The 25,674-nt window shown below is 48.2% G+C and carries 25 protein-coding genes; 15 read left to right on the top strand and 10 right to left on the bottom strand.

Features of this window, described 5'->3' with window-relative positions; translation table 11 throughout:
* The 15 genes from B5F87_RS17115 (at window position 1) to B5F87_RS17045 (ending at window position 15,589) form a co-directional block, all read left to right on the top strand.
* Window positions 1-1,749: an ABC transporter ATP-binding protein gene (locus B5F87_RS17115; RefSeq protein ID WP_087283227.1), complete on the top strand. Its 1,749-nt coding sequence runs from the start codon at window positions 1-3 to the stop codon at window positions 1,747-1,749.
* The gene (locus B5F87_RS17110) at window positions 1,749-2,153 is read left to right on the top strand and encodes a metal-dependent transcriptional regulator (protein ID WP_230106132.1); all 405 of its coding nucleotides are present in this window, start codon (window positions 1,749-1,751) and stop codon (window positions 2,151-2,153) included. The genes B5F87_RS17115 and B5F87_RS17110 overlap by 1 nt, the downstream gene beginning before the upstream one ends.
* A 128-nt stretch (window positions 2,154-2,281) precedes the next feature.
* Window positions 2,282-2,596: a winged helix-turn-helix domain-containing protein gene (locus tag B5F87_RS17105; protein ID WP_230106131.1), complete on the top strand. Its 315-nt coding sequence runs from the start codon at window positions 2,282-2,284 to the stop codon at window positions 2,594-2,596.
* 83 nt (window positions 2,597-2,679) lie between these two features.
* Window positions 2,680-2,850 carry a helix-turn-helix transcriptional regulator gene (locus B5F87_RS17100; protein ID WP_330636368.1) on the top strand — a complete coding sequence of 57 codons (171 nt, stop codon included), beginning with the start codon at window positions 2,680-2,682 and terminating at the stop codon, window positions 2,848-2,850.
* A gap of 124 nt (window positions 2,851-2,974) precedes the next feature.
* Window positions 2,975-3,592: a TetR/AcrR family transcriptional regulator gene (locus B5F87_RS17095; RefSeq protein ID WP_087283221.1), complete on the top strand. Its 618-nt coding sequence runs from the start codon at window positions 2,975-2,977 to the stop codon at window positions 3,590-3,592.
* A gap of 78 nt (window positions 3,593-3,670) precedes the next feature.
* Entirely contained in the window at window positions 3,671-5,455 is a 1,785-nt protein-coding gene (locus B5F87_RS17090; protein ID WP_087283219.1) for an ABC transporter ATP-binding protein, read from the top strand.
* Window positions 5,452-7,200 carry an ABC transporter ATP-binding protein gene (locus B5F87_RS17085; RefSeq protein WP_087283217.1) on the top strand — a complete coding sequence of 583 codons (1,749 nt, stop codon included), beginning with the start codon at window positions 5,452-5,454 and terminating at the stop codon, window positions 7,198-7,200. The genes B5F87_RS17090 and B5F87_RS17085 overlap by 4 nt, the downstream gene beginning before the upstream one ends.
* A 246-nt stretch (window positions 7,201-7,446) precedes the next feature.
* Window positions 7,447-8,052 (top strand): MptD family putative ECF transporter S component, encoded by a 606-nt coding sequence (locus B5F87_RS17080; RefSeq protein ID WP_087283215.1) that lies wholly within the window; start codon window positions 7,447-7,449, stop codon window positions 8,050-8,052.
* The gene (locus tag B5F87_RS17075; protein WP_087235215.1) at window positions 8,052-8,735 is read left to right on the top strand and encodes an energy-coupling factor transporter transmembrane component T; all 684 of its coding nucleotides are present in this window, start codon (window positions 8,052-8,054) and stop codon (window positions 8,733-8,735) included. The genes B5F87_RS17080 and B5F87_RS17075 overlap by 1 nt, the downstream gene beginning before the upstream one ends.
* Window positions 8,736-8,739: 4 nt before the next feature.
* The gene (locus tag B5F87_RS17070; RefSeq protein ID WP_087283213.1) at window positions 8,740-10,152 is read left to right on the top strand and encodes an energy-coupling factor ABC transporter ATP-binding protein; all 1,413 of its coding nucleotides are present in this window, start codon (window positions 8,740-8,742) and stop codon (window positions 10,150-10,152) included.
* A gap of 5 nt (window positions 10,153-10,157) precedes the next feature.
* Window positions 10,158-11,117, top strand: a complete 960-nt coding sequence (locus tag B5F87_RS17065; RefSeq protein ID WP_087283211.1) for an AraC family transcriptional regulator — start codon at window positions 10,158-10,160, stop codon at window positions 11,115-11,117.
* A gap of 126 nt (window positions 11,118-11,243) precedes the next feature.
* The gene (locus B5F87_RS17060) at window positions 11,244-13,025 is read left to right on the top strand and encodes an ABC transporter ATP-binding protein (RefSeq protein WP_087283209.1); all 1,782 of its coding nucleotides are present in this window, start codon (window positions 11,244-11,246) and stop codon (window positions 13,023-13,025) included.
* Window positions 13,018-14,766, top strand: coding sequence for an ABC transporter ATP-binding protein (locus B5F87_RS17055; protein ID WP_087283207.1), 1,749 nt, complete (start codon window positions 13,018-13,020; stop codon window positions 14,764-14,766). Before B5F87_RS17060 ends, B5F87_RS17055 begins: the two co-directional genes overlap by 8 nt.
* An 11-nt stretch (window positions 14,767-14,777) precedes the next feature.
* Window positions 14,778-15,170, top strand: coding sequence for a metal-dependent transcriptional regulator (locus B5F87_RS17050; protein ID WP_087283205.1), 393 nt, complete (start codon window positions 14,778-14,780; stop codon window positions 15,168-15,170).
* An 11-nt stretch (window positions 15,171-15,181) separates the two neighbouring features.
* Window positions 15,182-15,589 (top strand): winged helix-turn-helix domain-containing protein, encoded by a 408-nt coding sequence (locus B5F87_RS17045; RefSeq protein WP_242964555.1) that lies wholly within the window; start codon window positions 15,182-15,184, stop codon window positions 15,587-15,589.
* Between the two features lie 158 nt (window positions 15,590-15,747).
* On the opposite strand, the gene B5F87_RS17040 is transcribed toward B5F87_RS17045, so the two are convergent.
* The 10 genes from B5F87_RS17040 to B5F87_RS16995 form a co-directional block, all read right to left on the bottom strand.
* Window positions 15,748-16,008: a helix-turn-helix domain-containing protein gene (locus B5F87_RS17040; RefSeq protein ID WP_087283201.1), complete on the bottom strand. Its 261-nt coding sequence runs from the start codon at window positions 16,006-16,008 to the stop codon at window positions 15,748-15,750.
* The gene (locus B5F87_RS17035; protein WP_087283199.1) at window positions 15,995-17,902 is read right to left on the bottom strand and encodes a type IV secretory system conjugative DNA transfer family protein; all 1,908 of its coding nucleotides are present in this window, start codon (window positions 17,900-17,902) and stop codon (window positions 15,995-15,997) included. Before B5F87_RS17035 ends, B5F87_RS17040 begins: the two co-directional genes overlap by 14 nt.
* A gap of 50 nt (window positions 17,903-17,952) precedes the next feature.
* Window positions 17,953-18,954, bottom strand: coding sequence for a toprim domain-containing protein (locus B5F87_RS17030; protein WP_242964554.1), 1,002 nt, complete (start codon window positions 18,952-18,954; stop codon window positions 17,953-17,955).
* On the bottom strand, window positions 18,908-19,384 hold the full coding sequence (locus tag B5F87_RS21480; protein ID WP_087283195.1) for a DUF3991 domain-containing protein: 477 nt from the start codon (window positions 19,382-19,384) through the stop codon (window positions 18,908-18,910). Before B5F87_RS21480 ends, B5F87_RS17030 begins: the two co-directional genes overlap by 47 nt.
* Before the next feature lie 13 nt (window positions 19,385-19,397).
* Window positions 19,398-22,238, bottom strand: coding sequence for a MobP3 family relaxase (gene mobP3 / locus B5F87_RS17020; RefSeq protein WP_087283193.1), 2,841 nt, complete (start codon window positions 22,236-22,238; stop codon window positions 19,398-19,400).
* A 331-nt stretch (window positions 22,239-22,569) separates the two neighbouring features.
* Window positions 22,570-22,830, bottom strand: a complete 261-nt coding sequence (locus B5F87_RS21250) for a hypothetical protein (RefSeq protein ID WP_204246093.1) — start codon at window positions 22,828-22,830, stop codon at window positions 22,570-22,572.
* Window positions 22,831-22,832: 2 nt separating this feature from the next.
* Window positions 22,833-23,705 (bottom strand): acyl-CoA thioester hydrolase/BAAT C-terminal domain-containing protein, encoded by an 873-nt coding sequence (locus B5F87_RS17010; RefSeq protein ID WP_087283191.1) that lies wholly within the window; start codon window positions 23,703-23,705, stop codon window positions 22,833-22,835.
* Window positions 23,693-24,397, bottom strand: a complete 705-nt coding sequence (locus tag B5F87_RS17005; protein WP_087283189.1) for an L-2-amino-thiazoline-4-carboxylic acid hydrolase — start codon at window positions 24,395-24,397, stop codon at window positions 23,693-23,695. Before B5F87_RS17005 ends, B5F87_RS17010 begins: the two co-directional genes overlap by 13 nt.
* A complete protein-coding gene (locus tag B5F87_RS17000; RefSeq protein WP_087283187.1) occupies window positions 24,378-25,031 on the bottom strand; it encodes a GNAT family N-acetyltransferase in 654 nt (217 codons plus the stop codon). Before B5F87_RS17000 ends, B5F87_RS17005 begins: the two co-directional genes overlap by 20 nt.
* 225 nt (window positions 25,032-25,256) lie before the next feature.
* Window positions 25,257-25,568 carry a hypothetical protein gene (locus B5F87_RS16995; protein ID WP_242964553.1) on the bottom strand — a complete coding sequence of 104 codons (312 nt, stop codon included), beginning with the start codon at window positions 25,566-25,568 and terminating at the stop codon, window positions 25,257-25,259.
* Between the last annotated feature and the right edge of the window lie 106 nt (window positions 25,569-25,674).

Raw genomic sequence — 25,674 nt, 5'->3', positions numbered from 1 at the left:
ATGTTTGGGATTGTAAATCGACTGATCCAATGGACAGGGAAATATAAACGGCGTATTTACATCGGGTTTATCTACGCTTTCATCCACAGCATTTTTACCGCAATCCCTATTATGCTGGCCGCGAATGGATTAAGTGCTGTTCTGGATGACTGGGGTGGCGTTAAACCATTGGAGGGCCGGGACATCTGGATCATGCTGGGGGCCATGATTTTAGCTGTATTGGGCCGATACCTGTTCTCATATCTCCGAGCCATCACGCAGGAAAGTGTCGGTTATGAAGCAACCGCTGACGAGAGAATACGGCTGGGAGACATTTTGAAGCGGGTATCGCTGGGCTTTTTCAGTAAGAATAATATGGGAGAACTGTCCGCAGCGGCCACAACCGACCTCTCGTTTATGGAAATGTTCACCATGAATATGGTCAACACCGTTGTTAATGGCTATATCACCGTTATCGTCCTGATATTGTTCCTTGCATTTTATAGCCCTCTGGCGGGAGGAATTGCTCTGGCTGGTGTCCTTCTGTCAGCCCTGTTTCTTCATCTGCTGGAGGCGCGCAGCCACCAAAACGCGCCTATCCATCAAAAGGCACAGGATGATATGGTGGAAAGTTCCATCGAGTATCTGCGAGGGATGCAGGTGGTGAAAGCCTTTAAGCAGGAAGGCGTATCTATTGCCGGTATCCGCAAAGCATACAACGACAGCAAGAAAATCAACATCAAAATTGAAGTGGAATATATGCCCTTCAACTGCCTGCACCTGTTTTCGCTGAAGGCCGCCTCCATTGCCATTGTAGCTGTGGCCGCTTGGCTGACCTATAACGGCAGTATGGAACTTCCTACCATGCTCATGCTGGATATGTTCTCCTTTATGATCTTTGGAAGTGTGGAAGCCATGAACAACGCCGCCCATGTATTGGAGGTTATTGATGCTACGCTGGATAAACTGGACGGCATTGAACACGCTGACATTATAGACAAAGACGGGAAAGATATTTCTTTGCAGAACACAGACATTGCTTTCCGTGATGTGACATTCTCCTACGATAAAGTTCCCGTTTTGCGGAATATCAGCTTTTCCATCCCCCAGGGCAGCACTACGGCCATTGTAGGGCCATCTGGCAGCGGCAAGACCACGATTTGCAACCTGATTGCCCGTTTCTATGATGTGGACAGCGGCAAGGTCACAGTAGGCGGTGAGGATGTGCGGAACATGACCTGTGACAGTTTGCTCCGCAATATCTCGATGGTCTTTCAAAAGGTCTACCTGTTCCACGATACCATTGAAAACAACATCCGTTTCGGCAATCCAAGTGCAACGCAGGAAGAAATTATAGAAGCTGCGAAAAAGGCTCGGTGCCACGACTTCATTATGGCTCTTCCCGATGGATATGAAACGGTGATCGGTGAGGGCGGCTCTACGCTGTCTGGCGGAGAAAAACAGCGCATTTCTATTGCCCGCGCCATTTTGAAAAATGCCAACATTGTCATTCTTGATGAAGCAACAGCAAGTATTGACCCCGAAAATGAGCATCTGATCCAGCAGGCAATCAGTGAATTGACCATTGGAAAAACGGTTATCGTTATCGCCCACCGTCTGGCGACGATTGAACACGCTGACCAGATTTTAGTGGTGGATAAAGGTCAAGTTGTTCAGAAAGGAACACATCAGCAGCTTGTTCAGCAGGAAGGACTTTATCACCGTTTCATTACAATCCGTGAGCAGGCAGAGGGTTGGAGTATTGCCTGATGTTAAAAAAATATCTGTTGAGAGGAGGTGCACCATTGGCCTTGACATCATCCATGGAAGATTATTTAGAAACCGTACACATTCTTCAGAAAAAATACGGGAATGTTCGTAATATTGATATATCACTACACTTAGGTGTTACCAAGCCCTCTGTTAGTCGGGCTGTTAAAGAACTATCTAAAATGGGATACTTGATAAAGCAGGCAGATGGTACACTCTCCTTAACAGAAACAGGCTTAACAATTGCCAGTCAGGTTTATGAAAAGCACCAATTCTTTACCCAGCAACTATTAAAAGTTGGCGTTCCAGAAGATATTGCAGCTCGGGATGCCTGTCGCTTGGAACATGTGATCAGCGAAACAAGTTACAGAAAGCTCAAAGAGGCTGCTTTGGAAAATCATTAGGAGGTGATATTATCGGACGAATAATCATCTTAGATCTGCAAGAGCATGACTCTGACGCATTCGATGAGATTCTTTCTATTCTTAGATGCCATCCAGAGATAGAAACATATGAATTAGCCAAGGAACCGATGATATCCCTCCCTGGTCTTGAGATCTATCCAAGTAGGCGGAAAGTTTTCCGTGATCGTCAAGAGATCCAACTCACTGCAAAAGAGTATGAAATACTTTTATTGCTCGCAGCCAATAAGGGGCGTGTGGTTACATACAGCCAAATCTACGAGAAGGTATGGGGAGACTTCCCCTCTGGAGGTGAGAGCAACACCATCGGTTTTCACATCTGCAATCTACGGGAAAAACTATATCAGGCAACTCCCAATGCTCCCTTTACCATCCGATCCGTCCGGGAAGTTGGATATTGCTTTGAGATACAAGCAGAGAAATAAGAGTCAGCAGTCTGATCCACCCAGGCTGCTGTTCTTCTTTTCTATTCTTCATAATTTATATTCGACTTGTATCCTTCGATAATATGTTGAGTCATCAGGCAGAGATGCAGCGGACGCAGATCAACAACTACTGCAGGAACCAGATCACTCGATTGGATATAGATGTTCTCGCTCGACTATGTACGGTATTGAATTGTGAGATCGGTGATCTGCTGGAGTTTGTGCCACCGGAAGAAATAGCAAAAGAAAAATAAGACTCGCAGGACAGAGTTTAATTACTCTGAACTGCGAGTTTTTTATACATACTCTCCTATTGACAAATCTTATTCTGCGACATATAATAACATTGTTATATGACACTGTTATATGGAGGACATTATGGAGGAAAAATCATCTGCCACATTAGAAAATATTTTGCAGACCGCCATGGAGGAATTTTCTGACAAAGGTTTTCTGGGTGCATCCCTTCGTCAGATCGTAAAAAAGGCCGGCGTGACCACCGGCGCCTTCTATGGATATTTTTCCAGCAAAGAGGCTTTGTTTAATGCCATTGTGGAACCTCATGCCGCGGCGCTCATGGGAAAGTTTATGGAGGCCCAGACCTCTTTCGCCGAGCTGCCCGAAGAACAGCAGCCAGACCACATGGGAGTGGAATCCTCGAACTGTATCCACTGGATGGTGGAATACATCTGTCAGCACCGGGAACCGGTAAAACTGTTGCTGTGCCGGTCAGAAGGCACCAGCTATGAGCATTTTATTCATAACATGGTGGAGGTGGAAGTAGAATACACGATAAAATATATGGAAGTCCTCCGCCGCCTCGGACGGAACATCCCGGAATTGGATGAGCAAATGTGCCATATCATTGCCAGCGGCATGTTTAACGGGGTATTTGAGATCGTGATACACGATATGCCAAGGGATAAAGCCCTGCGATATGTGGATCAATTGCGGGATTTTTACACGGCCGGATGGCTGAAATTGATGGGGCAATAGCCCCAATCTTTTTTGCATGGTAGTTAGCTATATCTAACTTCATGATAAATATTTTCAACAAGTAGAGGAGGTATTCTTGTGATGCAAAAGAAGCAAAGCAGCCTGTCCCGCATCTTGAGCTATGCAGGCAGGCACAAAAATCTCACCTTGCTGGGCTGTATCCTCTCTGCCCTGTCTGCGGTACTGGGACTGATCCCTTATGTGTGCGTCTGGCTGGCAGCAAGGAATGTACTGGAGTCCTGGCCCGCTCTTGAGGGGATCTCCGGCCTGGCCCGCTGGGGCTGGACGGCGGTATGGACTGCCATCGGCAGTATCGCCCTGTATTTTGCGGCGCTCATGTCAACTCATATCGCTGCGTTCCGTACCGCCCGGAACATCCGGCGTACCGCGATGGATCACGTACTGAAACTGCCTCTGGGTTTCTTTACAGGAAATCTGTCAGGACGGCTCAGGAAACTGATCGATGACAATGCGGGACTTACGGAAGATCTGCTGGCCCACAAACTCCCTGACCTGGCGGGAACCATCGTCACCCCGATCGCTGCCATCGTAATGCTGTTTCTCTTTGACTGGAAAATGGGGCTTCTTTGCCTGCTTACCATGGTCCTCGCCCTTCTTTCCATGTGCATGATGATGGGAGGAAAGAACGCCGGATTTTTCCATCGGTACCAGAAGGAAATTGAACGCATGAGCGGCGAAGCGGTGGAATATGTCCGAGGCATCCCGGTTGTAAAGATGTTCCAGCAGACGGTCTATTCCTTCAAAGCCTTTTACGCCGCTATCAGAGACTACAGCGATCTGGCCAGCCAGTATGCCATGAGCTGCCGTGTGGGACAGACCTGTTTCCTGACTTTTATCAACGGAGCCTTCGCTCTGCTGATCCCGGCAGCACTGCTGCTGTCTTCCAGCGGAGATATACGCACAGTGCTTGTCAACTTTATCTTCTACGCCCTGTTTGCTCCCGCCTGCGGCCAGATGATCAACCGGATCATGTATATGAGCGAGGCTATCATGGAAGCTGACGAGGCTGTGGGGCGTCTGGATGAAATCCTCGGCCAGAAACCCATGGAAGAATCAAAAATGCAGAAACGTCCGGTAAATGCCAATATCTCCTTTGACCATGTGACCTTTACTTATCCAGGCGCAGACCGGCCAGCTCTGGATAATGTGTCATTTTCCGTCCGTCCTGGACAGGTGACGGCGCTGGTAGGTCCGTCTGGAGGCGGCAAGACCACAGCCGCTAGCCTGATCCCCCGTTTCTGGGATACGGACAGCGGTACTGTCGCAATCGGCGGAGTCAATGTCCGGGAGATGAACACAGAAGATCTGATGAGTCAGGTAGCATTTGTCTTCCAGGATACCCGGCTGTTTAAGGAAAGCCTTCTGGAAAATATCCGGGCTGCCAGACCAGAAGCGACCAGAGATGAAGTTCTGGCTGCCGCCCATGCCGCCCAGTGCGATGATATTCTTCAAAAACTGCCGCAGGGTCTGGATACTGTGGTTGGGACAAAAGGCATTTATCTTTCCGGCGGTGAACAGCAGAGGATTGCTCTGGCGCGGGCCATTTTGAAAAACGCTCCCATTGTAGTACTGGATGAGGCCACTGCTTTTGCTGACCCGGAAAATGAATATCAGATTCAGAAAGCATTTGAAGTGCTGACAAAGAACAAAACCGTATTGATGATTGCCCATAGACTGTCTACCGTACAGAATGCAGATTCTATCATTGTCCTGAGCGACGGGAAAGTTGTCGAACAGGGCAGCCACGAAAGCCTGCTTGCACTGTGCGGTGTTTATACTGCCATGTGGGAAGATTACCAGCGCAGCGCCAGGTGGAAGGTCGGAAAGGAGGAAGCGGTATGACAAAAAAACTACAACATTTGTTTGCGCTCAGTGAAAAAGGAGCAAACGATTTGGTAAAAGCAGTGATCTGGTGCTTTGTGTGCAATTTAAGCCTGATGTTTCCGGTTGGAGCCGTCCTGTTTACAGTGCAGCATCTTTTGGATTCCATGGAAAACGGAGGCAGTCCTATGGATGGCTTTTGGATTTATGCAGGCTTTGGCATAGCTGTCCTGATCCTGCTGTTCATTCTTCACTGGTTCCAGTATGCTTCGCTTTATCTGGCAACCTATAAGGAGAGCGCCAATCGCCGGGTAAGCCTGGCCGAGACTTTGCGCCGACTGCCATTGAGTTTTTTCGGAAACCGGGATCTAAGCGACCTGACCTCTACCATGATCGCAGACTGCTCCAGCCTGGATCAGATGTTTTCCCACTATGTGCCACAGTTGTTCGCATCCATTTTCTCCACTCTTGTGATCGGCATCGCTATGTTCTTTTGTGACTGGCGGATGGCGCTGGCCGTACTGTGGGTGGTGCCGGTGGCAATTCTGCTCACAGCAGGGAGCAAGAAAATCCAGGATTCCTTCGGTACAAAGAATATTCTAAATAAGCGGGCTGTCGCTGACTGTATCCAGGAAGGATTGGAAACCATACGGGATATTAAGGCATGCAACCGACAGGAAACTTACATGGGAAAACTGGAGGAAAAGCTGGCTGCTATGGAAAAGGGTTCCATCCACTCAGAGCTGGCGACCGGTATATTTGTCTGCTCCGCTCAAGCCTTCCTTCGCCTTGGGCTGGCCACTACTATTTTGACTGGCGGAGCGCTTCTGGCAGCAAGCGAACTTTCTTTTCTCTATTTTCTGGGATTCCTCTTTGCCGCCGCAAGGCTTTATGACCCGTTGGGGCTGGTACTGCAGAATATCGCCGCCACCTTTAATACGAAACTGCAGATTGAACGGATGCGTTCCATTTTAGAACAGCCGATACAGGAGGGTACAAAAGAGTTTACGCCTGAAAACTACAACATTACCTTTGATCACGTATCCTTTGCCTACCGGGAAGGGGACGGTGTACTGGAGGATGTAAGCTTTACCGCCAAACAGGGAGAAGTAACCGCCCTTATTGGTCCCTCCGGAGGTGGAAAGTCCACTGCGTGTAAACTGGCCGCCCGTTTTTGGGACGCTTCCAGAGGGAAAATTGCTCTTGGGGGCGTGGACGTGTCCGGTGTAGATCCTGAGACACTGTTAACATACTATTCCATGGTTTTCCAAGATGTGGTGCTGTTCCGGGATACGGTGATGGAAAATATCCGTCTGGGACGCCAGGGTGCTACAGACGAGGAAGTCATCGCTGCTGCTAAAGCTGCCCGATGCGATGAATTTATACAAAAACTCCCGCAGGGTTATCAGACCATGATCGGAGAAAACGGCTCCACCCTCTCCGGCGGTGAACGGCAAAGAATCTCCATCGCACGAGCTCTTCTGAAAGATGCGCCTGTCATTCTTCTGGATGAGGCAACCGCCAGCCTGGATGTGGAAAACGAAAGTGCTGTTCAGGAAGCTCTCTCCCGCCTGCTGCAAGGCAAGACGGTGTTGGTCATCGCCCACAGGATGCGTACTGTGGCCGGTGCCGATCATATAGTAGTGCTGGAGAATGGTTGTGTGGCTCAACAGGGCACGCCGCAAGAACTAATGGAACAGGGAGGTCTTTACCAGCGTATGGTTGAACTTCAAAGAGAAACGTCACAGTGGAAGTTGGGGATGTAATAGCTGCTCCCACTGTCAGAAAGGAAAATGGAAACAGCTCGTATGATAAAGAAAATCTCTTTTCATGCGAGTTGTTTCTTTTCCTTCAATGCTCTTACTTTTATTAAAAAGTCTTATCGGAATAAAAAAGGCCGATTGGAGCGGAAAAGACTTTTCAGGTCTGCTATGATAATTACTGTAAGCGCCGAAAGGCGCTTTCAAAAAGCCTACGGGTTAGCACTACCTAACTAAAAGGAGGAATGTTCAATGTCTGAAGTAAGTACGGACAAAAAACTGAAAGGAAAAGACCTTATTACCATCGGTATCTTTTCCGCAATCTACTTTGTCATCAACTTTGCCTTCATGCTTCTTGGAGGCATTCACCCTGTTCTTTGGATGCTGATGCCTGGCTTCATTGCTGTGTTTGCAGGTATTCCCTTTATGCTAATGGTCGCAAAGGTTCAAAAACTGGGTGCAGTTTTCCTGATGGGGCTTATCACTGCTCTTATCTATTTTGTCACTGGACAATTTACCCTGGTGATCCTGATCTCGATGGCTTCTACTTGCATTTTGGCTGAAGTTGTCCGAGTAGTGACTAAGTATAATAGCTTCAAGGGGAATTCGATTGCCTATGTGATTTTTTCGCTGGGGATGGTTGGTTCTCCCCTTCCTATCTGGTTATTTAAGGCCGATTTTTTGGCACAGATTACAGAACAGGGAATGCCCGCTGATTATGTTGCGGCAGTTGAAGCTCTGTCGTCCAATGCAATGTTAATCGTTCTGTTTGTTGCTCCAATCATCGGTGGTATCATCGGTGCATTTATTGCCAGAGGTCTGTTCAAAAAGCACTTTGTAAAGGCAGGAATTGTGTGATGAATGGGGAGGGCAAAAAACATACATTAAGGTTCGATCCACGGACGGAATTGCTTTTGTTGGTGCTGGCAAATATTGTGGCCTTTACCCAGCACTCCGTATGGGTTGAAATTACATGGGTTGTTTTTCTGCTCCTGCTGATCGTTGCCTGCGGGTGCCAAAAATCCGCAGGCAAACTGGCAATCGCATTTGGGATTTGTCTGGCGCTGCAATACTATGTATTCCCAAACGGGCCGAAAATTTTAGCCAGCAGCTTCACGATCATTGTATCTTATGCAAGAAAGATTTTCCCTTGTTTGATTGTCGGTACGATGGTTTTACAGAAAACGCCCGTCCGGGAATTGATGGTTGCGCTTCGGAAATGGCATATCCCGCAGGGATTGATTATTCCTTTGTCTGTAACCGTCCGGTATTTTCCGGCCTTAAAAGAAGAAACCGGCTATATCCGGGATGCCATGAAGCTCCGTAATATTCATGGGGTACAAAAAATTGAGTGCTTACTGGTGCCGATCATGATCTCTGCAACAACGACAGCGGAAGAATTATCCGCAGCCGCTGTTACACGAGGTATTGAAAATCCTGCACCAAAGACAAGCATGATTGAAATGAAGTTCGGTGTGCAGGACTTTTTGTGTCTGGCAGCAGGTTTGATTTTTTGTGTGATTTCAATTACAGTAGGTTAAGGAGGTGTTCCATGTGATCCAAATTCAGGATGTATCGTTTGAATATGAGAAAGAGCAGGGAACGCTTTCCCATATTGACCTAAATATCCAACAGGGAGAATGTGTTGTCCTTACGGGGGAGTCGGGCTGTGGCAAAACAACAGTGACAAAACTGATTAACGGCTTAATTCCTCATTTTGTCGAGGGCGGCACTTTATCCGGTACAACGATTGTAAACGGTATGGAAGTACCGAAAACAGAAATGTATCGGCTGGCAGAGCAGGTTGGCTCTGTGTTCCAAAATCCGAAATCTCAGTTTTTCAATATTGACTCGGACAGCGAGATCACTTTTGGCCTGGAAAATGCGGGTGTCGAACCAAGTAAAATCAAAGAGCGATATGATGCCACTGTTTCCGCCTTAAAAATTAAATCGCTTTTGGGAAGAAACATTTTTTCCATGTCTGGAGGGGAAAAACAAAGTCTTGCGTTTGCCTCTGTATATGCCATGAACCCGTCCGTTTTTGTGCTGGACGAGCCGACAGCAAATCTGGATGCCGACGCGATTGACACTTTACGCCAGCAGATTATTCAGATCAAAAAAGAAGGACGGACGGTTGTTATTGCCGAACACCGTCTATATTTTCTGATGGACCTGATTGACCGGGCGATCTTCATTCAAAAAGGAAAAATTGTTCAGACTTTTTCAAGAGATGAGTTTCGCAATCTTTCGGATGAGCAGCGTATCAAGATGGGGCTTAGAAGTCTTGTCCATCCTGTACTGGAGTTACCTCCCGCTGATCCGCAAGGGGCGCATGAAGGCTTGTCTGTAGAAAATCTTTCCTGTGCCTTTGATAATCAGCCGGTATTCAGCGGTCTTGGCTTTTCTGCAAAACGGGGCGAAGTGTTGGGGATTGTCGGTCATAACGGCGCGGGAAAAACGACGATGACGCGCTGCCTGTGCGGGCTTTTGAAAGAAGTGAATGGAACAGTCCGGCTGGACGGGCAAACACTGAAAGCAAAACAGCGTAATAAGGCCAGCTTTTGTGTTATGCAGGATGTGAACCATCAGCTTTTTTCAGACAGCGTATGGAACGAATGTGAACTGGCGCAGCCGGATTGTCCGCCGGAGCGGATTGAAGAAATTCTCAGGTCTTTTGATTTGCTGGATTTCAAAGACCGTCATCCGATGGCCCTGTCAGGAGGCCAGAAGCAGCGCCTTGCGGTGGCAACCGCTATTCTCTCCGACAAGGATGTGCTTGTCTTTGACGAGCCTACCAGTGGGCTGGACTATCATCGTATGCTGGAAGTGAGCAACATGATCCGCAAGTTGAATGATGAAAATAAAGTTATCATCATTGTTTCCCATGATTTTGAGTTTTTGGGCCGGACTTGTGATAAAATATTTGATATGGAGGGATGCTCCAAAGAAAGGAGGTAGCGTCTATGCCGGAACTGTTCCGGGAAATGTACTACGGCCCCAATGTTCAAAACCTGGTCGAGTCCGATGATTGCAAGGTCATGCGTTTAAGCGATAACTCCGGCGAAGGCATGATGACGCTCTATCATGTCTTTCCCGGTGTATTTCTCATGTATAATGATTTCCACATGAAGGAGTGCGTTTCGGGCTTCCAGACAGATATGGACCTGCTTTGTATCGACCACTGCCGGGAAGGGCGCATTGAGCAGGAGGTCGGTCAAAATGCCTTTAGCTATTTGGAGGCTGGCGATCTTCGAGTGGATCGCCGCATCCATCATTCCGGCAAGGTGGAATTTCCACTTTCTCACTACCACGGCATTTCCATTGGCTTTCAGATGGAGACTGCGGCAAAGGAAATCCCAGTCTCTATGAAAGGCTTTTCTGTGGATCTTTATGAATTGCAGAAAAAGTATTGCAGCGACCGTACACCTTATGTCATTCCAGGAGAACCGGCCATTGAGCATATTTTTTCCGAACTCTACAATGTGCCGGTCAAAATCAAAAAGGACTATTTCAAGATCAAAGTATTGGAGCTGCTGCTGTATCTGGATGCGCTGGAACTTTCAGGCCATACAGAAGAACGCCCCTATTTTTATAAAGGCCAGGTTGAGAAAATCAAAGCGATCCAGGCACTTCTGACGCAGGATTTGACAAAAAACTATACTCTGGAAGAACTCTCCGCGCGGTTTGATATTGCCCTGACCCCCATGAAAAACTGTTTCAAATCGGTATATGGCAGCCCGATTTTTACATATATGAGAAACTATCGCATGAACTATGCTGCCTCTTTACTGAAATCAGATAGGTCGCTGAAGGTGGCGGAGATTGCGGGACTTGTGGGATATGACAGTCCCAGCAAATTCGCATCCGCATTTCACCAGACAATGGGGAAAACGCCGTTGGAATATCGAAAATCAATTATCTGATTGGAATAAAAAAGGCCGTGTGGAGCGGAAAGAAAAATTAAATTGTGATAGCATTAAGGATGGTTAGCGAAGATTAACCATCCTTTTTTCTTTGCTGGCTAAATTGATCGAGAGAGGTGAATTGATATGAAGCAGCAAAAAGAGCATTGGGTCAAAACGCTTTTCTCTTTTGCAGGTCCCTGCAAAGGGAAAATGACCCTCTCGGTTTTGTGTGCCATTTTAAGTGTTGCCGGAGGCTTTGTTCCGTTTTGGGCGGTGTATGAAATTTTACTCCTGTTCATTAACCGGACCGCTACTTTGAACAATATCATGCTCTGGTGTCTGGTAGGAGTAGGCGGATACCTGATCCGTGTCATCTGCTTTGGCATTTCCACAATTTTGGCACATATCTCCGCTTACACGATACTGGAAGGCATTCGCCTGAAAATCGCAAACCGTCTGATGAGGGCGCCCCTTGGCGAAGTAATGGGACGAAGGATCGGTTATTTGAAGAATATTATCATGGATAAGGTAGAGGATTTGGAGCCGCCTCTGGCCCACATGATCCCGGAGCTGACATCGAACCTGCTCCTTCCGGTTGCTATTTTTATCTGGATGTTGGCGATTGACTGGCGTTTGGGCCTTGCAGTCCTGATCGCCCCGGTTCTGTCTATGATCCCCATGTTCTTTCTCATGCGGAACTATAACAGCCAGTACGCAGCTTATATGGAGGCAAACAATCATGTAAACAATGTCATTATTGAGTATGTAGAGGGCATTGAGGTTGTTAAGGCGTTCAATCAAAGCACCAGTTCCTATGAGAAGTTCGTGGGAGCGGTAAAGTCCTTTAAGGATTTTACTCTGGCGTGGTTCAAAAGCACCTGGAAAACAATGAACCTGATGATGGCGATTATGCCCACCACCCTGTTGGGGGTACTTCCTATCGGTTTGCTGCTGACGCAGAGCGGGAGTATCACGCCTGCTGAATTGGCGATGGGAATTATTCTTTCGCTGAGTATTGTCGGCCCGCTGATGAAAGCTACTACTTTTATCAACGAGGCAAAGTCAATGGAGTATGCAGTAGAAGCTGCAAATGAACTTCTGAACCTGCCTGTATTGCTGGACTCTGGTAAAACTGTTCCGATCAGGCACACAGATATTGTTTTACAGGATGTGTCTTTCTCCTATGATGGCACCGGGCAAAACGAAGTGTTGCATGACATCAGCCTGAAAATGCCGCAGGGAAGTTTTACAGCCCTGGTTGGACCATCCGGCGGGGGCAAGTCCACCGTTGCCCGGCTGATTGCCCGGTTTTGGGATGTGACCGGCGGCAGCATCTCCATCGGCGGCACGAATATCAAGGAACTTTCCATCCGGCAGCTTTCCGAATTGGTCAGTTTCGTGACACAGGACAATTTCCTGTTCAACTGCTCTCTCAAAGAGAACATCCGCCTGGGTAATCCAAATGCTACGGATGAGGAAGTATATGCCGCCGCAAAAGCGGCCTGCTGTGATGATTTCATTGTTCGACTGGAAAAAGGATATGATACCCCGGCCGGTGACGCTGGCAAGCGGCTCTCCGGCGGAGAAAAGCAACGAATTGCTATTGCGAGAGCAATCCTGAAAAATGCGCCTATTGTGATTTTGGACGAGGCAACTGCCTTCACTGACCCGCAGAATGAAGATAAAATCCAGAAATCCATCATGGCCCTTTCCAAAGGAAAAACCCTGCTGGTGATTGCACACCGTCTGTCTACCATTCAAAACGCAGATCAGATTGTCGTTTTGAAGAAAGGACAGATTGTTGATTGCGGAAAGCAGGAGGAACTCCTGGAACGCTGCCCGCTTTATGCGGATATGTGGCAGGCACATATTGGTGCAAAGAACTGGTCTGTGGGCGAGAAAAAGGAGGTGGGTGTCAATGTTTAAGTCAATGAAACGCATTATCCGATGGGCTGGTAAATATAAAGGCCGCCTCTATCTTGGTTCTGTGTGTTCCTTTTTCAGCAGTTTGTCTACTGCTATTCCTACAATGGCAGCCGCATTCGCACTGGATAAAGCAATCCAGGCATACTGGACGAATACTGCGATTGATACTGTTTTAATCTGGCAAATGCTGGGGATCATTATTGGCTCGATTGCACTGAACTTCCTGCTTTCTTATCTCCGGGCAGTATTGCAGGAAAGCATTGGATATGAAGTGGCCGCCGGACAGCGTATTCATCTGGGCGATGTACTGAAACGGGTTCCCCTTGGGTACTTTTCGCAGAACAGTGTGGGTGACATTCTGGCAGGTGTTACCACGGAATTGTCTACTTTGGAATTACAGGGTATGAAAATGGTGGATGTCATCATCAATGGATACGCAAAGTTTATTGCCATCGTTTTATGCCTGCTCTTCTTCAGCCCCGTTGCTGCGGTTATTTCCATTGTCGGCGTTGCTCTTTCGGCGCTGGCTTTGCAGGGGATCAGCAGACACAGTGAAAAAACCGCTGCAACAACCCATAAAGCAATGGAGGATATGTCCGGCGCAGCGATTGAATACATCCGGGGGCTTTCCATTGTAAAGTCTTTTGGACAGGAAGGAGCCTCTATCGAGAACTTTCGTAATGCCAGTAAAGACCTGAAAGATATTCATATCAAGGTAGAAAAAGGCTTTACTCCCTTTAACTGTCTGCATTTGTTTGCCTTGAAACTGGCTTCGATGGGAATTGTCTTTATTTGTGCATGGCAGGCATTGCAGGGACAAATGAGTATAGCATTCTTCCTGATGTTTGTTCTGTTCTCTTTTGTGATGTTTGGCAGCGTGGAGAATATCAATGACGCGGCCCATATGCTTGGAGTTGTGGACTCTGCTATGAATAAGCTGGAAGCATTGGAGAATGTAAACTATATCGACCAGGATGGCACCGACATAAAACCGGCAACCTATGATATTGAGTTTAGGGATGTTTCTTTCGGATATGACAGCCGGATTGTTCTGCATGACCTGAACTTCAAAATTCCGCAGAATAGTACAACGGCCATCGTGGGGCCATCTGGCAGTGGAAAATCTACGCTGTGTAACCTGATTGCCCGTTTTTACGATGTTAACAGCGGAATGATTACCATTGGTGGAACGGATATTCGCAGATTTACCTGCGATAGTCTGCTCAAAAATATCAGTATGGTTTTTCAGAATGTCTATTTGTTCCAGGATACCATCAAGAATAACATTAAATTCGGCAGCCCGGACGCTACGGATGAGCAGATTGTCGCCGCCGCAAAAGCCGCCCGCTGTCATGACTTCATAATGGCTTTGCCAAACGGATATGACACGGTGATTGGTGAAGGGGGTTCTTCTCTTTCCGGCGGTGAAAAGCAAAGAATTTCTATCGCCAGGGCAATGCTCAAGGATGCTCCCATTGTTATCTTGGATGAGGCAACAGCAAGCATTGACCCTGAGAATGAGCATTTGATCCAGGAAGCTATTTCTGCCCTGACACATGGCAAGACCATTATTACGATTGCTCATCGCCTGGCCACGATTGAGAACGCCGACCAAATCCTTGTGATTGATGGCGGGACTGTGGCTCAGAGAGGTACACATAAGGAACTGCTGCAACAGGAAGGTACTTATAAAAAGTTTATCCAAATCCGTGAACAAGCCGAAGGCTGGCGGATACAGTAAGGGAGGTTCTAATGAAACTTCATGCGTCCGGGGAGGACTATCTGGAGGCTATCCTTGTTCTCCACAAGAAGATGGGCATGGTGCGCTCCGTAGATGTAGCCCGACACATGGAGGTGTCAAAGCCCAGCGTATGTGTTGCGGTCAATACACTAAAAGAAGGGGGTTTTCTCACAATGGACGAAAATCACTTTCTCCATTTGACTGATGTGGGCCGTGAGGTTGCGGAACAAATTTATGAGCGTCACTGTTTCTTTACAGAACGACTTATAGCATTAGGGGTAGATCCTAAAACAGCAGAGGCCGATGCTTGTCGAATCGAACATGTTATCAGCACAGAAAGTTTTGAACGCCTTAAAAAGTCTTCTGAAAGCAACAACCAGGAGGTGGTACCATCGGACGAGTAATCATCTTAGAATTGTCAGAACAAGACTCTGAAGCATTCGATGAGATTCTTTCCATCCTGAAATGCCATCCGGAGATAGAAACATACGAATTGGCCAGGGAGCCGATGCTATCCCTCCCTGGTCTGGAGATCTATCCAAGCAAGCGGAAAGTTTTTCGTAATCGCCAAGAGATTCAGCTCACCGCGAAGGAATACGAAATCCTTCTATTGCTTGCAGCCAACAAGGGGCATGTACTTACTTATAATCAGATTTATGAGAAGGTTTGGGGAGATTGCCCGTCTGGTAGTGAAAACAACACCATCGGCTTTCACATCTGTAATCTACGAGAAAAACTGTACCAGGCAGCTCCCAATGCTCCCTTTACCATCCGATCCGTCCGGGAAGTCGGATACTGTTTTGAAGTACAAGCAGAAAAATAAGAGTCAGCAGTCTGATCCACTCAGGCTGCTGTTCTTCTTTTTCTGCTGTAAATATCTCTTACAGTGGGAAGTTCACCTTCTCCTGTCATCATGCCAGGTGCCACCTTTCATCAAAAGGGCGCAGTTGCCCCTTGGCGGAAGGTGGTATTTTTACACGGTCACAGTTTCCGGATCTGAAAAAGCAGGCTGCTCTTGCCGCCTCTGACACGGTACCTTTGCTCAGTGACGAGAAGCTCTGCCTTTTTTAAGTCCTGGATTGCCCGTCTCACAGTTGATTCTGAAAGTTTCAATTCACGGGCAATGGTCGGGATGGAGGGCCAGCATTCTCCATCCCGGTTGGCCCGATCATAAAGATACAAATACACTGCCACAGCCCGGTGCGGCAGTTCCATGCAGTAGAGAAAATCAAGCCTGCCCATCCTCACTCACCTCCACAGTTTTTGGCGGATGGAGCATCCGGTTCTCCCGTATGCCTTCCTCCGCCTTACGTTCCGGTCTGGCGGCTCTTGGCGCAGTCCGCAGCCCTGTGCCGCCGCCTTTTCTTTTCTCCCTGGAGGATGGCTGATTTCGCTCCGTCATGGCCTGTGCCTGCCCTCCAGCCGGTGGGATGGCCTCTGCTGGCGGAGCATCCTCCATCAGCCACTCCGGGTGGTACTTCTTCACGATCCCGTCCAGGATCTCCTGCTTCTCGGCATAGGCCACCTTCCGGTTGCCCTTTTCCTCTACAACATATTCTTCTTCAAACTGGATGCCCCATTTGAAGAACAGCTTCAACTTAACCTTCATGGGATAGAAGCCAGTCTTCATCACAATAAACTGGCCTTTTGGCATGCTCTTGAGTTCATCTGGTGTCATGAGCGCCCGTTCCATCATCTGCAGGGATTGGGACGGATCGTTCTTCCCCCGGCTGACCGATCCGGACATGACCGTCCGGCTCCCCAGGGCCTTGGATAGCACCTCCGCCGAAGAGCTGTTGGGCGCAAAGCCGCCGAAGATGGTGAGCTGGGTATTGTCCACGATAATCTCCGCCCCTTCCTTGCCATAGTTTTTTTCAAGCTGGGCAAAGGATTGGATCACCGGCACGATCTGCAGGCGGCGGGATCGGGAGGCGGAGAACATCATCTCAGCGCTCTCAATCTTTGGAAGGGTGCCATACTCATCGCAGAAGAACACACAGCGGTTTTCCAGTTTCCCGCCCATCTCATCCGCCACGGCCAGGATCTCCCGGTAAAGCTGCTGGATGATCAGGGAGATCATGAAGAAGGTATTGGGATTTTCCTCCGGCATGATCAGGAAGATGGCACATTTCTCCCGGCAGAACTTCTCCGCATCAATCTCCGTGTCAAAGCATAGGAGCTGCTCCAGCTCGGAGTCCAGAAAAGCATTTAGCCTGGACAGGGCTGTACTCATGACACTGGCCATAGATTGTTCGGCAGTATTGAGGGCGGCCCCGGCAAACCATTTCGCTTTGTGGTCATCGGGCAGAAGTTCCATGAGCTGCTGGAACTGATTTTTTCCCTTTTTCTGCGAGGGAGCCAACAGCTCCTGGATGATCTTGAACACGGAGACGATGTGACGCTTCTCCGGTTCGCAGAACTCAGCGACCAATAAGATGGTCGCAGTCAGCAGACCTTCCGCCGCATCATAGAAATAGGCGTTCTGGCCAAAGCTGGCCGCATCCATCCCGGAGAGGATGATGGTCTTGCTGATGATCTTGGCATACTTCTCACAGCGGGCCTTGTAGACCAGCTCTTTCGGATGCTCTTTGTACAGATCCATATACTTGTTTACCAGATGGAGCAGATTGTTGCCATTGCTCCGGGTTGGATTTCTCAGGTCGATCACCGATACCTGATAGCCATAATGCTCTTTGGCGATGGTTCCATAGTTCCGCATGACATCGCCTTTGGTATCTGTTGAGAGAAAGCTCATACCAGAAGCGCAGGCGTATTCGATGCAGGGATAAAGCCAATAGGCAGTTTTACCGACACCGGCGGCGCCGATCATCAGGGCATGGACATCGCCGGTATCGATAAGGGCTGTGGTTCCGCCCCTGGAGCTGGTGCATCCCACCACAATTCCCTGATCCTTGGGCAAGTGTTTGCCTTGCCGCCACTGCTCCGGCTCAAAGGGGATGTGTTTATAGGTTTTCCGGATCTCCGATTTCGTAGCCCACCTCGCAGTTCCGTGCTGGCCATTGCCAACGGTCTTGCTCTTGATATTGAGCGTGTACATATGGGCAAGCAAAGAGACGCCGCCCAGGACGCCAAGCATGACAACAGCCACAAGAATGAGAGCTGCAATATTGTCCATAGGACAACACGCTTTCCAGTTTTCTGTATCACTCCTTTTCAATCAGATTTTCATTGCTGCATTGCCATTGATAAAGATTCGTTTTGGCATGATGATTCCCTCCTTTGCATTTCCAGTTGCTCACGCTCTACATAAGCATACAGCCGCAGGCAGTCCACGGACAGGGAGAGCGTATTCTTGATCTGTTCCATCTGTGCGGATTCCGGCAGGATCTCATTTTTCTGAAAAGCCTGCCGGATTTCTCCCAGGCGATCCCCGATCTCAGAGATACGGGCTTTGTATCCGATCTTATCATGATGAGGCGCATAGAGACGGAACAGGATCTTTCCGTATTGTTCTGCTGTGTAGGACTTCTCCAGTGAAGCGAATTGTTTCTGGCCCAATAAAAAAGCAATCCCCGCCATTTCATAGGATTGCATAAACAGTTCTTCCCAATCATTCTGTTTCAATTCCCGGATTCTGCAATGTCGTTTCTGCAGCTCGTCCAGCGGATATTTTAAGCACTTACAGCCGGTAAATGTGGAGGATAAATCTTTGCAGAGTCCTTGCATCCGCTGAAGGCCGGGATGCTCTGTACCGGGGATGGGTTCCAACCCATGTTCGCTTTTGAGGCTCTCGTTCCAGTCCTTAAAACGGGGCTGCTCCGCAATGACCGTATAGGCCCCAAGTCGGAGGATTTGTTCTTTCAGACGGTAGTTCCCTTCGATACCCGCACTGTCATGATCGAGGCAGGTGATTACGGTATTGATCTGCGGATTCGCCTTCAGGATATGCATTGCCCCATAAGTGGCTGTGGAACAGAGTGCCACATAACTGTGTTCCTGCCAGTTCTCCTTATGCAGAGAAAGATAGGACAGCATATCAATCGGGGCCTCAAACGCATACAGCCGGTTGCTTTTCCCGATGTAGTGAAAACTGTAATCGGGATTGCTACTGTCTACGTTGCCCTTGAATCCGCTGTCCGAGTAGGTGACTCGCTTATGGGCATGGCGGGCAATCCCATTTTCATCGACTCCCACAAAAGACCGCATTGTGATATTCCGCATCTTCATAGAGCAGGCCAGCCCGGACAAAGGCATTCACAACCTCCCGATCCAGAAATCGAGCTTTCAGAAGATACGCATAAACCCTTCGCATGTCCTCATTCTTCTTTGGAAGGGCAAAAGGCTTTTTCTCCTTCGCCGGTACATCCTTCTGCGGGAGGATGACAACGCCTTGCTGTTCCAGGAGAAACTTCACCGCCTCCGGAAAATCCAGGCCATAAAACTCTCTGGCAAATGCAATAGCATCGCCGCCTTCCGGGTTGTACTGATTAAACCAGAGATTTCCCCGGATCGTAATCTTTGCTCCACCGTGATTCCATTTGTATTCCGATCCGGACCGCTCCACCTTTTCCCCCTGCCTGAGAAGGAAAGACCGCAGATCCGTGCAGCGGGCCTGATCTTTTTGTTCTTCTGTAAAGTGAATATAAGTTGTTGCCATGGAGCCTCCTTTCTCAGCCCTGTTTCAGACCATGGGCCTGTTTCTTTTCATCGATCTTGCGTTTTAACTTTCTGTCAATCCCGCCCTTACCGCCTTTGCGCTCATCCTCGATCCGGTTCTGGATGATCCGTGCCAGATGCTGCAAAAGCCGCAGGCTGCCCAGGGCCGCCGACCAATTCCGGTTGCTGTGAACGCTTTGGAGAAGCTGGGCAGCATAGACATTCCCCTGATCCGCCGCCCTGGTAAACCAATATAGCGCCGCATTCGCATCCTTGGGGATACCTTCATCAGCCAGATAGAGTTTTCCAAGAAGATATTGTGCGTACTCGTGATCCCGCTCAGCGGCCCTTGTCAGATAATGGATGGCTCTGGGGATATTCTTCGGGCATAGCTCTCCATTGGAGAAGACCTTTCCCAGCAGATACTGCGCTGCGGAGAATCCTCGATCCGCAGAGAAAGCAAGCAACTCCATAGCTCTTGGAAGATCCTGTAGAAGAACGGTTCCTTCCAGCAGGGCCTTCCCCAAGGCATACGCCGCATAGGGATTATTCCGTGACACTGCTCGTTCCAGAAGAGAAACCGCACGGGGAATGTTCTGGGGAAGATCCACACCTTGAAGCAATGTTTTCCCCAAGAGGTATTCCGCATAGGGATTCTCTTTCTCCACGGCTTCTTCCAGCCAGCGCAAAGCGTACTCCGGATTCTTAGGGATCTCTTTTCCTTCCAGAAACAACTTGCCGAGAGTGTACATGGCATAATCATGGTCTTTCCCCGCTGCGCCCATGAGATAGTCGATTGCTTTTTTCACATCCCGGCCAGAGAAATCTCTGCTCAGATACAGTTTCCCCAGGCCATACATGGCGTCGGCATTGCCAAGCTCCGCCGCCTTTTCAAAGTACGTTCTGGCCTGATCCGGATCTTTCTTTGTTCCTGTGCCGGTTAGGTTCATCTGGCCCAGGCGATAGTATAATTTGTCATCCGCCATGTTTTGTTCGATTTCCAGGAATCCCTGATACGCTCGGCTGTACCATTGTTCCGATGCTGCCTGATCCGGCGCAGTGCCAATCCCATCCCGGCACATCCGGCCCAGCTCATACTGAGCGTAAGCGTTCGGCTTATTCTCATCTGTGGCCGCCATGGTAAACAGATCAAACGCTTTTTCTTCATCCTGATCCACGCCTTGGCCTCGGTGATACAGACTGCCCAAGGCATAGGCAGCGAAGGGATTTCCCTCTGCAACCGATTTTCCATACCACTCGGCAGCTTTCAGATAGTTCTGATCCACGCCATAGCCGAAGGCGTACATCTTGCCGATCCGGTATCGGAGATACCCTGGCTTTTCCTCCTTTGGCTCTCTGGCGCAGAAAGCAGAGAACGCTTTCCGAAACCATTCCTGTGCCTGTTCTTCATCCTTTTCACAGCCAAGCTCGGCCAGAGCCATTTTCCCAAGATCATGCATGGCAAAACCATTGCCACGCAGAGCTTCTTTCTTCAGAGCGGCCAGAGCCTGTTCAAAATCCGGTTTGGATGTCTTCGTGCCATAGAGGAAGGCACGGGCCGCCTTATATTCATCTGTCCACCAGGTATCTTTCTTCCGGCCCCTTCCGCCAGAATAAGAGCGAAAGGCGGGAGGCGGATCTGGCTCGATGGGATCGTCCGCCTGAGAATCTGATTCCGGAGCTTCTGGCATTTCCGGATCGGGAGCATCGGCCTGGGCCGGTTCTTCCACATCCTGCCGGTCAGCATGAAGGCCCATGGCCTCCTGTATCACTGCATTCTTTATCGGCTTGAATTCTTTATTCTGTGAGAGCGGCACCCGCTGTGGGAGTGTTTCTGTATAGACCTGGAGTGCTTCTTCTTTCTGTTCGTACCACAGATTGTAAAGAGCAGCGATCTTTTCATCAGCAGCCAGCTCATCCACGATGGCATCCACCAACGCTTTCACATCTGCTTTCAGATAGCCATAGACCTTTTTTCCTTTGGTTTTAGAAAGCCGGTCAGCTAAACGTAACAGCATTTCTTCCACCTTGGGATTATCATAGGTTCCGGCATTGATGCGGGAAACGATCTCTGCGATCAGCTCCTTGCTGTGCAGGCGCAGCTCATCCCTTTGAACCGTCTGCTTTTCATAAATGCAGAGCAGATCCTGCTCAAAGATATCTTTGGCCAGGGAAGACCGCATCTTTGCCACACCCTGTTTGGTAAGGAAACCTTCATTCTCGACGGTAGAGTACGCCAGCAGATGGATGTGGGGATGATGGCTCTCATTGTGAAAGGCAGCATACCATTTCAGATGATCCATGGGGATCTTCAGGCTGTCCGCCAGGGCCTGCGTCTGCGTCCGAAGCATATCCCGCCATCGGATGCCGGTATTGAAACCAAGGCGCTCCGCATCCTCCCGGCGCAGAGAAATGATAAGCGTCCACACATTTCCCTGATGAGCGTTCAGCTCCTGGGATACCTCTTTCAGCTTGACCTGGACACCATCATCCGTGAACAGCCCATGGCTGCCGAATCGCTCCGCACCGGGCCGAGTTCCAATGTAGTCAGCATAGGTTTTCTGGTTCAGGATCTCATGGGCATTGTCCTCAATGGCACGGGTGATAAATTCAGAGGCAACTCCTACGGTCTTTTCTCTCTGGTAGTCCTCATACTCCAGCATCGTGGCACTATCCGGGAAATCCCGCAGGAGCTTTTCGATGAGCTTTTGTTGTTTCACTGTTGCGGGAGCCAGCTTGAAAGACTCATCGATCTTCTCCACACCTTCACGGGTGGCGATGTAGGTGGCGTACCCACCGATGGGCTTTTCCTGATCCGGCTTCAGGTACTTGAATTTGGTGACCAGACGGGCCATGGGAAACCTCCTTCCGTTTTAAAGTAAAGAAAAAGCAGGAGACCTCACATAAAAGATTTCCTGCTGGATGCGAATCATATTCTGTTCTATATCATTTGATGGCGGATCAGAGGATTGCTGTAATCACTCCCACTGCAAGACAAGCTGGCAGTCCAAGAAGCATACCAATACAGGACTGCCTGATATGAAAACGATAGTCCTTATATTCTTCCATATTCTCTGTGCCTGGTATCCTGACTTTTTTTGAATGACAAAACCAGATGCAGTCAAGAACAAGAGCGTCATACCAATCAATGATCAGCCAGATCAGGTAGGAATCCCGAAACCCTTTCTAGAATGTATCTGCTCCATTAAACTGTTTCAGGACAACAGCGAAAATGAACACAAAAGCAAGCAAGGCGATCCCCTTTCGGAGGATATCTGCCCTGGTAAAGCGTTGTTCTCTTTTTTCGATCAATCCTAATTCCATACATTTCTCCCGTATGGCCGGGGGATAATCTCCCACTGAGGTAAGGGGATTTTTCAGCGTCAGTGACACAATCAGAACTGTGAATAATAAGATACCAATCAGACTTTCTATCATGACCGCCATATTCACTTTACCTCCGATATCCATTTTATCGTTTTATGGAAAGCGTCTTCACGGCTGCGCCTGCAATCTTCCGGATATTGTCTCTCAATTTTAAACATTTTCAGCTTAGATGGATTTAATGGGACAAGAATGTGGCTTGCTTTTTCATATTCCAGAACATCCACCCGGAAAGCAAACCGGTATTTTTCCAGGCGGTTTACCATATATGCCACCGCCTCTTTGCTGGGCCACATGAGATCTTCCTTTGCGTAAATAAATAAAATGTTTCCCTGGATGTTCTCCACGCGAATGGCTGTATCCTCATCAAAATGTTTCAGCGGTTCTTCGTAGATGTAGGATAATTCGAACTGCTGATGGAGGATGAGGTTCCGGATTGCCGGCCCATATTTCAGATGCGCTGTCATACACGGAAAATCTTTTCCCCTGTATGTGAATTCGGAGGCAGATGAAAAAGTTTTCGATGCCATGCTTTTATTCCCGTACATGCCTCCCCATATACAGTGGATCGGGGAGAGGGCAACAACGCCGCAGATATCCGGCATAAGAGAAGCGCAAAGCAATACCAGTTCAGCGCCTTTTGAAATGCCATACATGATAATCTTTTCATATCCTTTGTTTTTCAGCCACAGGATCGCTTTTTCAAATGGATCGACAGGCACCCGAACCAGTTCTTTCGGCAGCCCGTCTACGTTCCAGTAACAAATACCTAACGCGGCGATGCCGCACCTGGCAAACATAGCACCCACATTCATCGGGATATTTTCATTCCCTTCGCTGCCGCCTACTACGATGACGACCTTTTTGGGATCATGATTCTTAACAGGGACATGATAAAGTCCATAGAAGCCCTCCTGTGCAACCGTCACATATTCCACTTTCCCAACTCTCCCTGTTTTTGCAGCTTGGATTGCTTTCCGTATTTTCTTTCTTTATCCCATTTAGAGTCCTTTTTGCAAACATAGAAATCACACTTTTCTGCGCCCTCTGCAAGTGTACCTGTCCTGTATAACACGCCGCCCATGAGATCAACAGAAATAAAATCCATGGCACACATATAGGGTATCAGTTCTTCCAAATGCTCCTGTTTTCCAAGCGCACACAGGCCGCACCTGTGATAGTTGATGGTGTATTCGTCTGCATCCCTTCCGGGAATCGTCTCCGTCATCCAGTTGAATTCGCTGTCGGATATGGCATTTGCAATTCTGTCCTTCTTGACTTTCTTTTTTTGATATTCCATATCAAATGGATTTTTACTCCCGAAAGCTTTTTTAATGAGCGACGCCTGCATCGTGGCTGTCACCATTTCCCCGAACTGCTCATGGCTCATCGCCCCATCCATTGCCTTATAAACTGCCATCCAGACAATTCCGCCGGAAAGACAGATTCGCAGAGGATTTTTCGTAAAACCGCCTATGTCGGGTGTCCTCGCCAACATATCTTTAAAGTTTTTACGCGATTTCTTCTTCACCCTGAATGTATCCGTATTTTTGCAATTGGCTGCGATATATTTGAAAATAGCAGGTGTCATCGCTGACCACATCAGTTTTTCACAGATGGTGTTTTTCATATTCATGCTCCTTCAAAACGTACTCATAAACGAGGGACTGATTGCCGGAGCCATCCTGAAAGGGCTTCTCTGCCACTTTCTTAAATCCACGTTTTTCATAAAACTCCCACGATGCAAGAGTGTTTGTAAAAAGCCGCACACGATCCGCTCCATCGCCTTTTGCCTGTTTCATAAACTGTGTAACCAATGCGGTTCCCAACCCCTTTCTGTAATTCCTTCTGGACGAAAGGGCAACGAGTTCCAGATCGCAATTCCCAAAGGTTTCCTTATCCCTTTCCTGTAACTGGCGGAAAAAGGCATCAAACTGCTTCTGGAATGGTACTGACATTTTATATCTTTTCAGATAGAACTTGAGAAACATTTTACACCAACGGCCATAGTGCCTTTTTGTTTCATACTGAGCTGACAGGGCCTTGCTGAAATGTTTATCATATTTTCCACAGATAAATCCTACGACCTGATGATCCTCCGCTTCCGCAACATAGGTAAAATTACATTTTTCAATCAGGATCTGTGCGTAATCACACAGAAGTATTTTATCGTTCTGATCCACAGGGCATGAAAAGAATCCTTCGTAAAAGCAATTCCCGCAGGCCGCAGCATCTTCTTTCTTATATGGACGAACAGTAAACATAGATGTACCCTCCTATACACAATCGGGTTAGCAACAACTAACTAATATTATATCAGGAGACGTATAGGACTGCAATTCATTTTTTACCTGTTAATCATTTGATAGTGACATGGCGGGTCATGAGAAACCTCCTTCCATTTTAGAGTAAAGGAAGAGCAGGAGACATAGTAAGAGATTTCCTACTGAATGCGAATCATATTCTGTTTTATATCATTTGATGGCTGATCAGAGGATTGCTGTAATCACTCCCACTGCAAGACAGGCGGGCAAGCCAAGAAGCATACCAATACAGGACTGCTTAATATGAAAACAGTAATCCTTATATTCTTCCATATCCTCTGTGCCTGGTATCCTGACTTTTTTCGAATGGCAAAACCAGATGCTATCGAGTACAAGAGCATCATACCAATCAATGATCAGCCAGATCATGTAGGAATCCCGAACCCCTTTCCAGAATGTATCCGCTCCATTAAACTGTTTCAGGATAACAGCGAAGATGAACACAAAAGCAAGCAGGGCGATTCCTGATATTGTCAAGATTAGTTGACACATTTTTCTCAAGGATATCACTGACTATGCCACCAGCTCCAAAGTCTCATAATACTGCCTACGTTTTACCATGGGAGGAACCCCTCCATTGGCA

The sequence above is a fragment of the Eubacterium sp. An3 genome (genome assembly GCF_002159465.1).
GTDB classification, from domain to species: Bacteria; Bacillota; Clostridia; order Lachnospirales; family Lachnospiraceae; genus Anaerobutyricum; species Anaerobutyricum stercoris.
Note: the sequence above shows the minus strand (reverse complement) of the source record. Positions and strands in the feature narration are given on the sequence as shown.

Coding starts and splice junctions, on each gene's coding strand:
- B5F87_RS17115 (WP_087283227.1), top strand. CDS start 1: ATGTTTGGGATTGTAAATCGACTGATCCAATGGACAGGGAAATATAAA.
- B5F87_RS17110 (WP_230106132.1), top strand. CDS start 1,749: ATGTTAAAAAAATATCTGTTGAGAGGAGGTGCACCATTGGCCTTGACA.
- B5F87_RS17105 (WP_230106131.1), top strand. CDS start 2,282: ATGATATCCCTCCCTGGTCTTGAGATCTATCCAAGTAGGCGGAAAGTT.
- B5F87_RS17100 (WP_330636368.1), top strand. CDS start 2,680: ATGTTGAGTCATCAGGCAGAGATGCAGCGGACGCAGATCAACAACTAC.
- B5F87_RS17095 (WP_087283221.1), top strand. CDS start 2,975: ATGGAGGAAAAATCATCTGCCACATTAGAAAATATTTTGCAGACCGCC.
- B5F87_RS17085 (WP_087283217.1), top strand. CDS start 5,452: ATGACAAAAAAACTACAACATTTGTTTGCGCTCAGTGAAAAAGGAGCA.
- B5F87_RS17080 (WP_087283215.1), top strand. CDS start 7,447: ATGTCTGAAGTAAGTACGGACAAAAAACTGAAAGGAAAAGACCTTATT.
- B5F87_RS17075 (WP_087235215.1), top strand. CDS start 8,052: ATGAATGGGGAGGGCAAAAAACATACATTAAGGTTCGATCCACGGACG.
- B5F87_RS17065 (WP_087283211.1), top strand. CDS start 10,158: ATGCCGGAACTGTTCCGGGAAATGTACTACGGCCCCAATGTTCAAAAC.
- B5F87_RS17060 (WP_087283209.1), top strand. CDS start 11,244: ATGAAGCAGCAAAAAGAGCATTGGGTCAAAACGCTTTTCTCTTTTGCA.
- B5F87_RS17055 (WP_087283207.1), top strand. CDS start 13,018: ATGTTTAAGTCAATGAAACGCATTATCCGATGGGCTGGTAAATATAAA.
- B5F87_RS17050 (WP_087283205.1), top strand. CDS start 14,778: ATGAAACTTCATGCGTCCGGGGAGGACTATCTGGAGGCTATCCTTGTT.
- B5F87_RS17040 (WP_087283201.1), bottom strand. CDS start 16,008: ATGGGCAGGCTTGATTTTCTCTACTGCATGGAACTGCCGCACCGGGCT.
- B5F87_RS17035 (WP_087283199.1), bottom strand. CDS start 17,902: ATGGACAATATTGCAGCTCTCATTCTTGTGGCTGTTGTCATGCTTGGC.
- B5F87_RS17030 (WP_242964554.1), bottom strand. CDS start 18,954: ATGAAGATGCGGAATATCACAATGCGGTCTTTTGTGGGAGTCGATGAA.
- B5F87_RS21480 (WP_087283195.1), bottom strand. CDS start 19,384: ATGGCAACAACTTATATTCACTTTACAGAAGAACAAAAAGATCAGGCC.
- mobP3 (WP_087283193.1), bottom strand. CDS start 22,238: ATGGCCCGTCTGGTCACCAAATTCAAGTACCTGAAGCCGGATCAGGAA.
- B5F87_RS21250 (WP_204246093.1), bottom strand. CDS start 22,830: ATGGCGGTCATGATAGAAAGTCTGATTGGTATCTTATTATTCACAGTT.
- B5F87_RS17005 (WP_087283189.1), bottom strand. CDS start 24,397: ATGAAAAACACCATCTGTGAAAAACTGATGTGGTCAGCGATGACACCT.
- B5F87_RS17000 (WP_087283187.1), bottom strand. CDS start 25,031: ATGTTTACTGTTCGTCCATATAAGAAAGAAGATGCTGCGGCCTGCGGG.